The 13,986-nt window shown below is 39.1% G+C and carries 12 protein-coding genes; 10 read left to right on the top strand and 2 right to left on the bottom strand.

The window, feature by feature from the left end; all coding sequences use genetic code 11:
* Positions 1–46: 46 nt before the first annotated feature.
* Together NMU02_RS00260 and NMU02_RS00255 are read right to left on the bottom strand one after the other, a co-directional pair.
* Positions 47–1,546, bottom strand: a complete 1,500-nt coding sequence (locus tag NMU02_RS00260; RefSeq protein ID WP_255025026.1) for a butyryl-CoA:acetate CoA transferase — start codon at positions 1,544–1,546, stop codon at positions 47–49.
* 95 nt (positions 1,547–1,641) lie between these two features.
* Complete coding sequence (locus tag NMU02_RS00255; protein WP_255025024.1) at positions 1,642–2,031, bottom strand: hypothetical protein; 390 nt, start codon at positions 2,029–2,031, stop codon at positions 1,642–1,644.
* Between the two features lie 259 nt (positions 2,032–2,290).
* Between NMU02_RS00255 and miaB the strand changes: the two genes are divergently transcribed.
* The 10 genes from miaB to NMU02_RS00205 all read left to right on the top strand — a co-directional run bounded on the left by miaB (position 2,291) and on the right by NMU02_RS00205 (position 13,976).
* The gene (gene miaB / locus NMU02_RS00250) at positions 2,291–3,664 is read left to right on the top strand and encodes a tRNA (N6-isopentenyl adenosine(37)-C2)-methylthiotransferase MiaB (protein ID WP_255025022.1); all 1,374 of its coding nucleotides are present in this window, start codon (positions 2,291–2,293) and stop codon (positions 3,662–3,664) included.
* A gap of 59 nt (positions 3,665–3,723) precedes the next feature.
* The gene (locus NMU02_RS00245) at positions 3,724–4,911 is read left to right on the top strand and encodes an MFS transporter (protein ID WP_255025020.1); all 1,188 of its coding nucleotides are present in this window, start codon (positions 3,724–3,726) and stop codon (positions 4,909–4,911) included.
* Between the two features lie 258 nt (positions 4,912–5,169).
* Complete coding sequence (locus NMU02_RS00240) at positions 5,170–6,051, top strand: cell division protein FtsX (protein WP_255025018.1); 882 nt, start codon at positions 5,170–5,172, stop codon at positions 6,049–6,051.
* Between the two features lie 55 nt (positions 6,052–6,106).
* Entirely contained in the window at positions 6,107–6,328 is a 222-nt protein-coding gene (locus NMU02_RS00235) for a DUF3098 domain-containing protein (protein WP_255025017.1), read from the top strand.
* A 17-nt stretch (positions 6,329–6,345) separates the two neighbouring features.
* Complete coding sequence (locus NMU02_RS00230) at positions 6,346–7,239, top strand: undecaprenyl-diphosphate phosphatase (protein WP_255025015.1); 894 nt, start codon at positions 6,346–6,348, stop codon at positions 7,237–7,239.
* A gap of 3 nt (positions 7,240–7,242) precedes the next feature.
* A complete protein-coding gene (truB, locus tag NMU02_RS00225; RefSeq protein ID WP_255025013.1) occupies positions 7,243–7,971 on the top strand; it encodes a tRNA pseudouridine(55) synthase TruB in 729 nt (242 codons plus the stop codon).
* Between the two features lie 14 nt (positions 7,972–7,985).
* A complete protein-coding gene (gene queA, locus NMU02_RS00220; protein WP_255025012.1) occupies positions 7,986–9,041 on the top strand; it encodes a tRNA preQ1(34) S-adenosylmethionine ribosyltransferase-isomerase QueA in 1,056 nt (351 codons plus the stop codon).
* 24 nt (positions 9,042–9,065) lie between these two features.
* Positions 9,066–9,491 (top strand): 2-amino-4-hydroxy-6-hydroxymethyldihydropteridine diphosphokinase, encoded by a 426-nt coding sequence (gene folK / locus NMU02_RS00215; protein ID WP_255025010.1) that lies wholly within the window; start codon positions 9,066–9,068, stop codon positions 9,489–9,491.
* 254 nt (positions 9,492–9,745) lie between these two features.
* Positions 9,746–10,915 carry a T9SS type A sorting domain-containing protein gene (locus NMU02_RS00210; RefSeq protein ID WP_255025001.1) on the top strand — a complete coding sequence of 390 codons (1,170 nt, stop codon included), beginning with the start codon at positions 9,746–9,748 and terminating at the stop codon, positions 10,913–10,915.
* Between the two features lie 46 nt (positions 10,916–10,961).
* Positions 10,962–13,976: an RHS repeat domain-containing protein gene (locus NMU02_RS00205; protein ID WP_255025000.1), complete on the top strand. Its 3,015-nt coding sequence runs from the start codon at positions 10,962–10,964 to the stop codon at positions 13,974–13,976.
* Positions 13,977–13,986: the final 10 nt, after the last annotated feature.

The following is a 13,986-nucleotide window of genomic DNA, read 5'->3' as shown; positions in this document are numbered from 1 at the left end:
AAAATATATTTTAATGCCGCTTGTTTTTATAGTATGATCGTAAAACTTATTTGATGTAGTCACTCCAGTTAGTCAATGCCATATCTCCCGATTTGATAAATTCGTTGTGGAACCCGAAGCAAGCACTTAGCGTGTGAGGCGTGTGGGTTTTAGTTGCAGAAAGTTTCAGATAATCCCGTAATAATCCTTTATACATGGGGTGAGCACAATTATCGATAATAGTTTGAGCTCTTTCAATCGGAGATTTTCCCCGAAGGTCGGCAATACCTTGTTCTGTAATGATAATATCCACCGAGTGCTCACTGTGGTCGAGGTGTGAGACCATAGGAACGATCGCGCTTATCTTCCCATTTTTTGCAACAGAGGGACAGGTAAAGATTGAAAGATAGGCGTTACGGGTGAAGTCTCCCGAGCCTCCGATACCGTTCATCATTTTTGTTCCGGTAACATGTGTACTGTTTACATTACCGAAGATATCGGCTTCGAGAGCTGTATTAATCGTAATAATACCCAAACGGCGTACGATTTCGGGATGATTACTGATTTCTCCGGGGCGGATGACCAGTTTATTACGGAAGAAATCGAGATCGGCAAATACTTCATCGACCAACTTATTACTGATTGTGAGAGAACAGCAGCTGGCAAATTTACATTTGCCTTCTTTCATCAGGCCGATAACAGAATCCTGTACGACTTCGGTATACATTTCGAATGCCGGTATATCGGGATTGTTTCCTAATCCGCTCAATACTGCATTTGCAACATTTCCTACACCCGACTGAAGAGGAAGAAATTCGCGAGGAATAAGGCCTGACTTATGTTGTGAGGCAAGAAAATTACAAACATTTTCTCCTATTTTTTCGGTGACTTCATCTACCGGAGAAAACTCTTTTACATTATCATAAAGGTCGCTTTCTACGATACCCACAATTTTCTTCGGATCGACTTTTAAAATTTCGCTTCCAATGCGATCACTTGGTTTATAAATAGGTATTTCTCTACGATGAGGCGGATTAAGTGGCTGATACAGATCATGGAAACCTCTCAGCGATTTGGGGTTATGATGATTGAGTTCTATAATAATTTTATCAGCCATATCGCAGAAAGTGGGTGATGCACCTACTCCGATTCCAAGAACGATTTCTCCTTGTTCGGTCACATCAGCCGCTTCTATAATTGCTGTATTTATTTTACCATAAAACCCATACCGTGTATTTTGTGCCATTTCCGAGAGATGAACGTCGAAATATGAGGTCTCGTTATTATTTATCGAATTGCGCATGTCTTTACATGACTGGTATGGAGTACGTTTGTAAACAGCTTTTGCTCTTGATAAAGTTCCGTCTACAAAGTCGTTGGTAGATGCACCGGTAAAGACATTAATCCGGAACGGGCGGCCTGCTTCGTGTTCTTTTTCTGCTTTTTGGGCGATTTCGGGAGCTACAACTTTCGGAGTGCCGGCTGCCGTAAATCCGCTAAATCCAACGGTATCGTTATTATGAATATGAGAAGCGGCTTCCTCCGCTGAAATAAACTTTAAAGACATAGTTTCTGTGTATTTTATTAGGCGTTAGAATTAATTTCGCGACGAAATTAATTAATTATCTTCAAAAAGAGTATCTTGAATAAATAAAAGTCGTTTTATATCTGAAATTTACGGGATAATACTTCGGAATTTATAACTGCCCGTTGTAAGTCCTCGGTATCTTTAAACCACCCGGAAGAATTCTCTTCATTATCGTAATCGAGGTTGGGAACCATTTCTATTTCTTTGGCGTTAGCTACTTCTTCGGGTATTTCTTTTTTTATTTCCTTCTTTCTTTTTTTTTCTTCGGATAAGATGGGTATAGGCTGTGGCTGCTTTTTCTCTTGAGGCATAAAAATATCTTCCCAGGTAATTTCTTTCTCCGGGTTTACGTTTTGTTCTTCAGGAATTTGTGCATTCTGATTTTTCTTTACTTGTTCGTTGGCTTTAATAACCGATCGTATAACGAAAAATAAAATAATAATTAATATGATCCAGAGATTCATATGCTTTTTGTATTTTTGTACCCCAAATGTACGAATTATTCACGTATAATCAAACCTACTGAATTAAAAATAGATAAGGGTAGTTTCACAACTACCCTTATCCGGTTTAACCTAAACCTTAACTATGAAAAATTTTCATAATGTTTACCGTGCAAAAATAAGAGTAAATTATTAAGACTCAAATATATTGTTGCTTTTTGATAGTTTTTGGCATTAAATTTTTGCATAATATAATTTTTATACATAAAATAATTTACAAATGAAAGATTTCACAGGAGTAGACTTAAAATCTGCGACCGGAAACGGAGACAAAAAATTATTTATCGAGACCTATGGTTGTCAGATGAATGTAGCTGATAGTGAAGTTGTAGCTTCTGTAATGAAAATGCAGGGCTACGAATTATGTTCGTCGATTGACGAGGCAGATGCTGTTTTTGTAAATACCTGTTCTATACGGGATAATGCAGAACAGAAAATATTTTCTCGTTTGCTGTATTTTAATGCTTTGCGAAAAAGAAAAAAGGCGTTGATTGTGGGAGTTCTCGGTTGTATGGCCGAACGTGTAAAGGATACGTTGATAAAAGAGCACCAGGTCGATCTGGTCGTAGGCCCCGATGCATATCTCGATCTGCCTAATTTGGTTGCGGCTGTAGAACGGGGAGAAAAAGCGATGAATGTAAATTTGTCGGTAACCGAGACTTATCGTGAAATTATACCTTCACGTATTGGTGGTAACCGTATATCGGGATTTATCTCTATTATGCGAGGGTGCAATAATTTTTGTTCATATTGTATTGTTCCTTATACGCGGGGACGTGAAAGAAGTCGCGATCCGGAAAGTATATTGAACGAATTGGCCGACTTGAAATCGCGCGGATTTAAAGAAGTTACGTTATTAGGCCAGAATGTAAATTCGTTCCGTTTCGAAAAGGAAAACGGTGAGATTGTTACTTTTTCTCGTTTACTTGAACTGGTTGCCATTGCTGCCGGAGAAGGTATGCGGGTACGGTTTACGACTTCGCACCCCAAAGATATGGAAGACGGTATACTCGAAACAATAGCTCGATATGGGAATATTTGCAAACATATACATCTTCCTGTACAGTCGGGCAGTAGTCGTATCTTGAACCTAATGAACCGAAAATATACTCGTGAATGGTATTTGGGGCGGATAGAGGCAATACATCGTATTATACCGGATTGCGGCATTACGACCGATTTGTTCAGTGGGTTTCACTCTGAAACTGAAGAAGATTTTGCCGAAACGTTGTCTCTGATGAGAGAGGTAGGTTTCGATGCTTCTTTTATGTTTAAATATTCAGAACGTCCTGGTACTTATGCTTCGAAAAATCTTCCTGATAATGTTCCCGAAGAAGTAAAGGTGCGTCGTTTACAGGAAATGATCGATTTGCAAAACGAACTTTCGGCAGAAAGCAACCACCGAGATGTCGGTAAAATTTTTGAAGTTTTGGTAGAAGGATATTCCAAGCGATCGAGAGAGGACTTATTCGGCCGTACACAGCAGAATAAAGTAGTCGTGTTCCCTAAAAAAAATTATCGTATCGGTGATTTTGTGAGAGTGAAGATTACCGGATCTTCTTCGGCTACCTTGCTTGGTGAACCGATAGATTGATTTTGTGACATAAAAAGGGCACCGGAAATTTTTCCGGTGTTTTTAAGTACAAAAATTGTATGAGTAGTAACAATTGTCTCTGGACTCGTAGTTTTTTTGCGGTTTGCGGAGGAAATTTTTTATTGTTTTTCGCTTTTTATCTTTTATTACCGGCATTACCGATGTATTTGCTGGATAATTTTTCGGTGTCGAAATCCACGGTAGGCGTAATCCTTTCTTCATATACGATAACGGCTTTGCTTATACGTCCTTTTGCCGGCTATATGGTCGATTCGTTCTCGCGAAAACAATTATTATTGGTTTGTTATTTTGCCTTTACTTTGTTTTTCGGTGGTTATTTACTGGCTGGTACGGTACTTGTGTTTGCGGCAATAAGGGCAGCTCACGGATTGGCTTTCGGTACGGTTACCGTATCGAACAGCACGGTAGCCATAGATATTATGCCTTCGCATCGTAGGGGAGAAGGCATCGGTTATTACGGGGTAAGCAGTAATTTGGCAATGGCAACAGGTCCGACGGTTTCGATGTATTTGCTCGACGCATTCCATAATTATGATTATTTGTTCGGTATCTCGTTGATTTCATGTGTGTTGGGTTTTATATGTGTCACAACGATAAAAATGCCGGTAAAAGATAAAGTAAAACCGGAAGTAAAAGAACCTTTATCGCTCGACCGTTTTTTTCTGATAAAAGGAATTCCCGGTGTAATCGCACTATTTCCTCTTTCTTTCAGTTATGGGGTACTTTCTACCTATTTGGCTGTTTACGGAAAAGAAGAAGTAGGAATAGAGTCGGGTGCCGGATTATATTTTATGATGATGGCCGGCGGATTGATATTTTCGCGTCTTACTTCCGGCCGTTGGTTAAACAAGGGGTATATTACCCGTATTATAACTTTCGGAGTCATTTTTCTTTTTCTCGGATACAGTGTGTTTATATTTCTGAAAAATCCGGTCGGATTTTATCTTTCTGCAGCCGTGCTCGGTATGGGATATGGTTTTATTTGTCCTTCTTTTCAGACCCTATTTATTAATCTTGCGCCTCATAACCAGCGTGGGACGGCTAATTCTACTTATTTTACGGCATGGGACCTCGGGCTGGGTTGCGGGGTACTTGTGGGAGGGAGTATCGCAGAAATGGCCGATTATTCTGCAGCTTATTTATTTTCACTCTTTTTGGTTGTTTTGGGATTTGTTTTTTTCAGGTTATTTACGGCTTCGCATTTTAACAGAAATAAATTGAGGTAATTGTAATCCTGAAAAACAATTTACTGAAATTCGTTAAAAGATTAAAATAAAAGGTCTTAAATCCGTAATTTATTTGTTCTTTTGCATAAAATTCCGGGTAAAGCGTTCTTTTGTAAAAGAATAAGGTAGTATATACCGGAATGTATGACTTTAATTTTTTTGTATACAGTATTTTATACTGTTATTTACAACGAGTATATTGCATTTCGGTATCATAATTTCCGAAAATAATATAAAGGTAAAAAGATAAAAGAAAAGATGAGCGAATCGAAAAACGGCAAACACATAACATTCTTTAATGCCCGGCTTACTTCTACTATCAGTATTTCACTGGTTTTATTTATTCTTGGTGTTATCGCTCTTATGGGAATCGTAACGACCCAGTTGACTATGTTTGTAAAAGAAAATATCGGTTTTTCGATCGTGATGAAAGACTCGGCCAAGGAAGCCCATATAAAGCGCCTTCAAAAAAAGCTCGATACGGCACCTTATGTGAGGGCTACTCAGTTTATATCGAAAGAAGATGCTTTGAAAGAACTGGAAATTGAAATTGGTGAAAATCCGGAGGATCTTTTGGGAATGAATCCTTTGAAAGCATCGATCGAGGTAAAATTGAAGTCTGATTATGCTAATGCAGACAGTTTGCAGTGGATCGAGAAGAGTATACGTCGGGGAACGAATGCGATCGATAATATTATTTATCAGAAAGATCTTATTCAAAAGGTAAATGATAATGTACGCCGTATAAGTCTTATTCTTTTTGTATTGGCATTGGTACTTATGCTTATTTCTTTTGCCCTTATCAGCAATACGATACGATTAACCGCTTATTCGAAGCGATTTATTATACATACAATGAAATTGGTGGGAGCCACTCCGGGATTTATACGTAAACCGTTTATTCTTTCGAATATCGTAAACGGCATAATCGCAGCATTTATCGCTATGGCATTGCTGGGCGGTTGTATTTATTACCTGATGAATGAAATAGATAATTTTTCTACTTTGGTGACCATGTCTTCCTTGCTCGGGGTATTTGCCATCGTATTGTTGATGGGAATTGTCTTGACGGCAATATCGGCTTATTTTGCGGTAAACCGTTACATTCGTATGGGCCGGGATGAACTTTATTATATTTAAATTTCTATATAAAAAAGATAGATTTATTATATATCAACCCTTTATCATATTAAATATGGATATTCAGAAATTTGCTTTAGGGAGACAGAATTTTATACTTATCGGTATAGCTTTTGTAATGATTATTCTTGGTTTTGCTCTGATGGCCGGTCCCGGTTCTACTCCTGAGCATTTCAATCCCGATATTTTTAGTGTGCGCCGTATCGTTATTGCTCCGGCAATATCTTTTCTGGGATTTGTTTTCATGATTTTTGCAATCATGAGAAAACCGAAATAATAGACCGATAAGACAAGATGGAGGAGTTAAATTTATTTCAAACCATTATTATCGCAATAGTGGAGGGACTGACCGAATATCTTCCGGTATCTTCTACCGGCCATATGATTATTGCCCAGCATTTGTTAGGCGTTCCCTCGAGTGAGTTTGTAAAGGCGTTTACGGTGATCATACAGTTTGGAGCGATTTTGTCGGTAATCGTGTTGTATTGGAAACGTTTTTTCAGGCTTAACCCCTGTAAGATATTCGATGCCGAAGCTGTCATTGGCAAAACGGGTGCTTCGAAATGGGTTGTTTATGGTAAACGGTTTCTGTATAAATATGATTTTTATTGGAAATTGCTGATTGCCTTTATTCCTGCCGCTTTTTTCGGTTTATTATTTAGTGATTATATCGATATGATGCTCGAGAGTGTAGGGGTAGTTGCGGTAATGTTAGTTATCGGTGGTATCGTCATGTTGTTTGTCGATAAGTGGTTTGCCCGGGTTTCTGCCGATCAGACCATAACAAAGAAAAGAGCATTTAAAATCGGTCTTTTTCAGTGTATTGCCATGATTCCGGGGGTATCCCGTTCGATGGCGACTATCGTAGGAGGTATGGCGCAGAAGCTCACCCGAAAGAATGCGGCGGAATTCTCGTTTTTTTTGGCTGTTCCTACTATGTTCGCAGCAACAGCGTATAAGCTGGTTAAACTGGTTGGTTCCGAAAATGGAGTTCAGATATTGCGGGAGAATATGACCACGCTTATTGTGGGAAATGTAGTCGCTTTTATAGTCGCTTTACTTGCGATAAAGTTTTTTATCAGTTTTGTAACCAAATATGGTTTTAAAGCGTTTGGTTATTATCGTATTATTGTGGGAGGTGTCATTATTGTAATGATGTTACTCGGGTATGAATTAGAAATCGGCTGATAAATGGATTTTCTGGAAGGAGAAGTATTATATTTCGATAAACCTCTGCACTGGACCTCATTTAATCTGGTAAAACGTGTGCGTGCTAAAATCATGCATAAACTGAAAATAAAGAAGATTAAAGTAGGGCATGCGGGTACTCTCGATCCTTTGGCAACGGGCGTAATGATTATATGTACGGGAAAAGCGACTAAACTGATCGAAAGTTTCCAATATAAAACCAAAGAATATGTGGCGACACTAAAGTTGGGGGCTACCACACCGTCGTTCGATCTCGAAACGGAAATAGATGCTACTTACCCGATTGAACATATCTCCCGGGAAGAAATCGAGAAAATTTTGCAGTCGTTTGTAGGAGTTATTCAACAGGTACCGCCGGTATATTCAGCTTGTAAAGTCGATGGACGCAGGGCTTACGATTTTGCCCGAAATGGCGAGGAGGTAGAATTGAAGGCGAAAGAGCTTGTTATAGACGAAATAGAATTATTAGAAGAAAATTTGCCTGATATAAAAATACGTGTAGTATGTAGTAAAGGCACTTATATAAGAGCTTTGGCCCGGGATATCGGACGTGCGTTGGGTAGCGGTGCGCATTTAACGGCGCTCGTGCGTACGAGAGTGGGGGAAGTAAGACTTGGAGATTGCTATCATGTAGAGCAAGTCGATGAGATTATGGAACAGGCTCGGCAGGAGATGCTTGCCCGGGAAGAACAGGAACAAAAAGGAAATTAAATAATAAGAAAAGTATGAAGTTATCGCAGTTCAAATTTAAGTTGCCCGAAGAGCAGATTGCTCTTTATCCGGCCAAGAACAGAGATGAATCGCGTTTGATGGTCGTCCATCGTAACACGGGTGAGATAGAACACCGTATTTTTAAAGAAATACTGGATTATTACGATGATAAAGACATATTTGTATTTAACGATACGAAAGTATTTCCGGCCCGTCTTTATGGGAATAAGGAGAAAACCGGTGCTAAGATTGAGGTTTTTCTGTTACGTGAGCTGAATGAGGAAAATCGATTATGGGATGTATTAGTCGATCCCGCCCGTAAAATTCGTATCGGAAACAAACTGTATTTCGGCGATGATGATTCTATGGTAGCTGAGGTAATCGATAATACTACCTCTCGGGGACGTACCCTTCGGTTTTTGTTCGATGGCACTCATGACGAATTTAAAGAGGCGTTGTATAAACTGGGTGAAACTCCTCTTCCTCGTTATATCAATCGTCCCGTAGAGCCTGAAGACGAAGAGCGTTATCAGAATATATTCGCGCGAAATGAAGGTGCGGTCGTTGCTCCGGCAGCAGGTTTACATTTTAGTCGTGAGTTATTAAAACGGATGGAGATAAAGGGAATCGAATATAATTTCCTTACATTACATTCGGGATTAGGTAATTTCAGAGAGATCGATGTAGAAGATCTTACTAAACATAAAATGGATTCGGAGCAAATGCTCGTGACTCCGGAATTGGTTAATTTTGTGAATAACGCTAAAGATGAAAATCGGCAGGTTTGTGCAGTAGGAACTTCGGTGATGCGTGCGATAGAGAGTACGGTGAGTACCGACGGGCATTTGAAAGCATATTCGGGTTGGACGAATAAATTTATTTTCCCTCCCTATGATTTTACAGTTGCTACAAGCTTGGTCAGCAATTTCCATATGCCTTTATCGACTATGCTGATGATGGTTGCCGCATTCGGTGGATATGATTTGGTTCTCGAAGCCTATAATGTCGCTTTGAAAGAAAAATATCGTTTCGGAGCTTATGGTGATGCAATGTTGATACTCGATCGTTGAGGAGGTTCGAATAAAAGTATAATTATGGCAGAGTTATTTTTGGGTTTGGGTACTAATCTGGGCGATAAAAAAAATAATCTTATAACAGCCATACACAAAATAGAAGAGCAGGTGGGTGTTGTTGTCGCCCGATCTGCTCTTTTTTATTCCGAGCCGTGGGGCTTTCAATCTCTCCATTCATTTATTAATCAGGTCATTTGTGTAGAAACGTCTTTTTCTCCTTATCAGATACTCGAGACGACCCAGCAGATCGAAAGAGATATGGGACGTCTCGATAAATCAGTCGGGGGGGTATATCATGATCGTATTATCGATATCGACTTGCTTGCCTATGACTCCCTTATAATAAGTACACCTCAGCTAACTTTGCCGCATCCGGGACTTTACAACAGACCCTTCTTTTCTGTTCCTTATCGGGAATGTCTTAAAATTATGGGAAAATCCATTTGATATTTATCCTATTATATTAGTATAGTAGTAAACTAATATAATAGGATTTTGTTATTTTTTTGTATAAAATTAGGTAGTATTTATATCGATATGACTGTCGATAATCAGTATATAGAAGTCGGTTATATGATGTGGTGTTACTAATTGCTTAAATATTAATTTTATATGGGCTTTATTTTTTTATAAAATAAATTTGGATATAAAATATATTTATTTACATTTGTGCTGAATTCATTACAAATATTTATAAATCCATGAAAAAACATGCCTGTTTCGCGGGGTTATTGTTATTTTTTTCACCAGTCTCCGCACAGCTCACGTATGAAAATAATAGGATAGTAGCCGGAGATGAGGTGACTAAACAATTCATCAGTTATAAAGATTCGGGTCGTTCGGGAGAATCTTGCTTATGGGATTTCTCCGAATTTTCGGTACAAGACGGCTCTTATGAGGTGTATTATACCGGATCTTCAGATACTTTGTTAATTGCCCGGGAACATAATACATCTTATTATTATCGGCTCCGAGGCGATAGTTTGCTTCTTCAAGGTCTCGAAAATCGGGAAACCCTTATTCGACATAAAATACCCGAACTGCTACTTCGTTACCCGATGGCTTACGGGGATTCATTGGGAGGATATTTCCATGCGACAGGATTGTATTGTGACAAGCTGCGACTCGAGGAAGGAGGATATGTTTATACTCGAGCTGACGCTTCGGGATTGTTGGTGCTTCCTTCGAAAGATACCCTTCGAAATGTATTGCGGACACATACGGTAAAACGTTTTGTCGAAGAGCATGTCCCAGTTGTTTTTTCCGAAACAAAAGACAGTTTGCAACAAATTTATCCGGTAACGGAAGATAGCATACGTTATCGTTTGGCAACCGATACTTTGCAAATGGAAACCCAAACATTTCGTTGGTATGCACCCGGGTATCGTTATCCGGTATTTGAAACCGTTATTCATAGTGAAATTGCGGGGTTGCGATGCGATACGGTATTTGCAGCGAGTTTTTTTTGCTCTCCAAATGAACAAACTTATCTGAATGACTCGGTGAATACGGCTCTACGAGATAGTCTTGTACAAGAAGCTGAAGGCTTGCGAGAGATCCCCGGGGCGGAGAATCCGGTTCTTCCGGGGATGAAAAAGAAGAACCGTCATCCGATTGATGAGGTTTATTATAATTTTTACCCCAATCCGGTTAAAGAGGTTTTACAGGTAGAAATTTATTTGCCGGAGCCTGTACAAGTAGATTATGCGATATTTACAATTACAGGTGAGTTGATTTATCGTGATCGCCAAGACAGAGCCGAGGGAACAGTGAAGCGAGAAATCGATTTTACGAACCGTAACCGGGGAGAATATCTTTTGTACATAAAAGCAGGTGAAAAAGAAATAAGCGAGAAAATTCTGAGAAGATAAGAAAGTGATAGAATTCAATAAAGACAAGAAAGAGAAAACAAATAGTATGAAAACACGAATGTTAACGGCCGCTATCGTTTGCTTGCTGGCTTTGTGCAGTAAAAGTATCGCCCAGGATACCGACCCTATTTCGGTAAGCCGGCCCGAAATATTGCCTACTACACCTGCGGCAGCGGCTTTGATACGAAATGTTACTTATCCGGTAAATTATAGTTCGGGATTGGTTGATATCAATATTCCGATTTATGAAATAAAGATCGGTGAAATTACGCTTCCTATCGCACTGAGTTATCATGCATCCGGATTTCGTCCTAACAGTACGGGTAAAAGTTGGGTAGGCGAAGGTTGGTCGTTGAGTGCCGAACCGTCTATATCCCGTTCGATAGCAGGGCAGGATGATTTCGATACTTATGGATATTATTCAATGGGTTGTTCTTCTAAACGAAATGATGTAAATTTCTTATATAAATGGGCAAAAGGTGAAGATGATGGCCAACCCGATCAGTTTTTTTATAGTTTGATTGATAAAAGCGGTAGTTTTTATTTTTCGTATAAGCGGGATAATGATACCCGGGTTATAAAAACGCATCCTTACCAACCGGTAGAGATAACAACCAATCGTTTTGAGTCTTCCCGTTTTGGTCATGAATTCCACATTACCGATGAAAATGGGTTTCAATATCATTTCGGCCGTTCTATATCAGGAAATAAAATTTATATGGAAAGGTCGGCTACTTCTTATAATGTTTTACAAGATGCTACCGACTGGAAAGTAATATCATGGAAGGGAACTGAAATTATTTCTCCTTCGAGAAGAGATACGGTATCGTTTATTTATGATGAATATCAGCATATGACAGATATCGATAAAGGGAATGATTTTTTACAAATAGAAGACCGATCGACTTATACAGGAGCGGTTACAGGAGAGAAAATATATCCGAAACTTACGAATTTCATTAATAATAGAACGTATATAAATTCGGTAGATGTTACCGAACCTTCTTCTTTGCTGAATATTATACTTAATGAAGTGAGTGTGGGTGCAATGCCTGAGAAACATCCTATTATGAAAGAATTAATGCTTAAAAAGATAAGCTATCGTGGAGGATGGACGGAATTTCAGCGGGATGCGTATCAGAACCTCGAATATATATCCGTATATGATATCGCTGGAGGATTATTAAAAAAAGTGCGTTTTTACTATTCCGATTTCTCTGATTCCAGATCGAAAAGTTGTTTTTTACTCGATTCGATAGACGTTATAGATTCTGATGGCAAAATGGTAGAGCGTTATCGTATGGGATATTACGATCATTCATATACTCCTTTACATGGCTCTTTACGTGAACCTGATCATTGGGGATTTTGGAAAAAAGATCTTTCAGGAGAGCCTAGCCAAACAATGACTGCGATAGCTAAGCCCAAAGAACGTATTAAAGTAAGTAATGTAATTTCGGGCATACCGCACGATAATCTGGAACTTACGGTAATGGGAGATGAGAAACAGGCAGGAGAACTGACTTGTCGACGGGGTGTATTAAAAAGTATTGTTTTTCCCACAGGAGGAATTACACAGTTCGATTATGAACAAAATTATTACGGACCCGAGAAAACGCCTGCTCGATTGGTTGGGGGGTTGCATATAAGAGAAATAAGGGAATATGATCCTGTATCCGGTAAAACTATGATAAAAAGGCTCGAATATGGTCCGGGTAGTATGTTGCATATACCGAATGATTATGATTATTACTATAGCCAAGAGATAGAATATTATGTGAACGGCAATCGCTATGAATCAGTAAGATCGAGAAACTATATGGCACGGCCTAAAACTAATTTTTTGTATCCCGGTGGTATGCCTATTATGTATGAAGATATAACTGAATACCGGTTATATGTGAATGGAAACGACACGGTAGATGCGGGGAAAACCGTTTACAATTATTTATTTTATGACGGTACCTATGCAGACTCTTTGTTATTTGATTCTACAACGATCGTGATAGATACAAAAAATGATTGGCGGAGAGGGCAACTTGTCAGTAAAAAAATGTATGAACGGAAAGGGACTATTTATAACCTCGTCGTAAGTGAAGATTATAAGTATAAAGAAATGAACACCGATTCGATACCGGCCGGTCAAATATTTCAGAAAGTTGTAAGGCAGGGACTTACCCGCGAAGAAGAGGATCGTTTGTCGAAATATTCCGATCATTATGATTGGAGATATTATTATATACAAACCGGATGTAAAGTTCCTGAATCAATTACAACGAAACAATATTTCGGTAATGATTCGGTCGTATCGGTTAAGTCATATACCTATTATGAACCTACTACCGGAAAAACGCCGTTATTGGCCCCTATAAGAATAACCACGAAGAGCAGCGAGGGAAAAACGATTGTCGATGAGCGTAAATATCCGCAAACCATTACTTATACGGGAGAGAATGAAACAGCACGCCAACGGTTGATACAAGAACGCCGCCTTACGACATTGCTACAGAGCCGTCATTATAAAGACCTTGAAACTAATGGTACGACTCAGAACGCTTATTTTGGAGATTTCGGAGGTTTGCTGTTACAAAAGAGTCTTTCGCAGAAAAATAACGGTAATGGAATCGAAGAAGAACGTATTCAGTTTATGCGTTATGATAAATATGGTAATCCTGTATATATTATACAGGACGGTTATAAAAAAGTGGTTTATATATGGGGGTATAATTACCGGTATCCGATAGCTGAGATCACGAATGCGACATACGAAGAGGTAACTTCCATTATTTCTGAGTCTTCTCTTGAGACAATATCGTCCAATCCATTACTCTTGGATTCGGATGTAAAAGCGTTAAATCTGTTGCGTACTTATTTGCCGGAGGCGAACGTAATAACCTTTACTCATCAGCCGGGAGTAGGGGTAACCAGTCGGACGGAAGCCGACGGCCGTACGCTTTACTATGATTATGATGCAGCCGGTCGTTTGATTTGTCTCTGGTTTAAGGACAAGAACGGGAAAAAGAGTGTGATCGAGAGTTACCGCTATCATTACATGAATTAAGGGAGGATCC

Origin of the sequence: Coprobacter tertius (assembly GCF_024330105.1) — a bacterium.
GTDB lineage: Bacteria > Bacteroidota > Bacteroidia > Bacteroidales > Coprobacteraceae > Coprobacter > Coprobacter tertius.
The sequence above is the reverse complement of the archived record's forward strand: the minus strand, read 5'-3'. Positions and strand labels throughout refer to the sequence as shown.

Excerpts from the sequence above, each read along its gene's own strand:
- NMU02_RS00260 (WP_255025026.1), bottom strand. The coding sequence starts at position 1,546 with ATGTCTTTAAAGTTTATTTCAGCGGAGGAAGCCGCTTCTCATATTCAT.
- NMU02_RS00255 (WP_255025024.1), bottom strand. The coding sequence starts at position 2,031 with ATGAATCTCTGGATCATATTAATTATTATTTTATTTTTCGTTATACGA.
- miaB (WP_255025022.1), top strand. The coding sequence starts at position 2,291 with ATGAAAGATTTCACAGGAGTAGACTTAAAATCTGCGACCGGAAACGGA.
- NMU02_RS00245 (WP_255025020.1), top strand. The coding sequence starts at position 3,724 with ATGAGTAGTAACAATTGTCTCTGGACTCGTAGTTTTTTTGCGGTTTGC.
- NMU02_RS00240 (WP_255025018.1), top strand. The coding sequence starts at position 5,170 with ATGAGCGAATCGAAAAACGGCAAACACATAACATTCTTTAATGCCCGG.
- NMU02_RS00235 (WP_255025017.1), top strand. The coding sequence starts at position 6,107 with ATGGATATTCAGAAATTTGCTTTAGGGAGACAGAATTTTATACTTATC.
- NMU02_RS00230 (WP_255025015.1), top strand. The coding sequence starts at position 6,346 with ATGGAGGAGTTAAATTTATTTCAAACCATTATTATCGCAATAGTGGAG.
- truB (WP_255025013.1), top strand. The coding sequence starts at position 7,243 with ATGGATTTTCTGGAAGGAGAAGTATTATATTTCGATAAACCTCTGCAC.
- queA (WP_255025012.1), top strand. The coding sequence starts at position 7,986 with ATGAAGTTATCGCAGTTCAAATTTAAGTTGCCCGAAGAGCAGATTGCT.
- folK (WP_255025010.1), top strand. The coding sequence starts at position 9,066 with ATGGCAGAGTTATTTTTGGGTTTGGGTACTAATCTGGGCGATAAAAAA.
- NMU02_RS00210 (WP_255025001.1), top strand. The coding sequence starts at position 9,746 with ATGAAAAAACATGCCTGTTTCGCGGGGTTATTGTTATTTTTTTCACCA.
- NMU02_RS00205 (WP_255025000.1), top strand. The coding sequence starts at position 10,962 with ATGAAAACACGAATGTTAACGGCCGCTATCGTTTGCTTGCTGGCTTTG.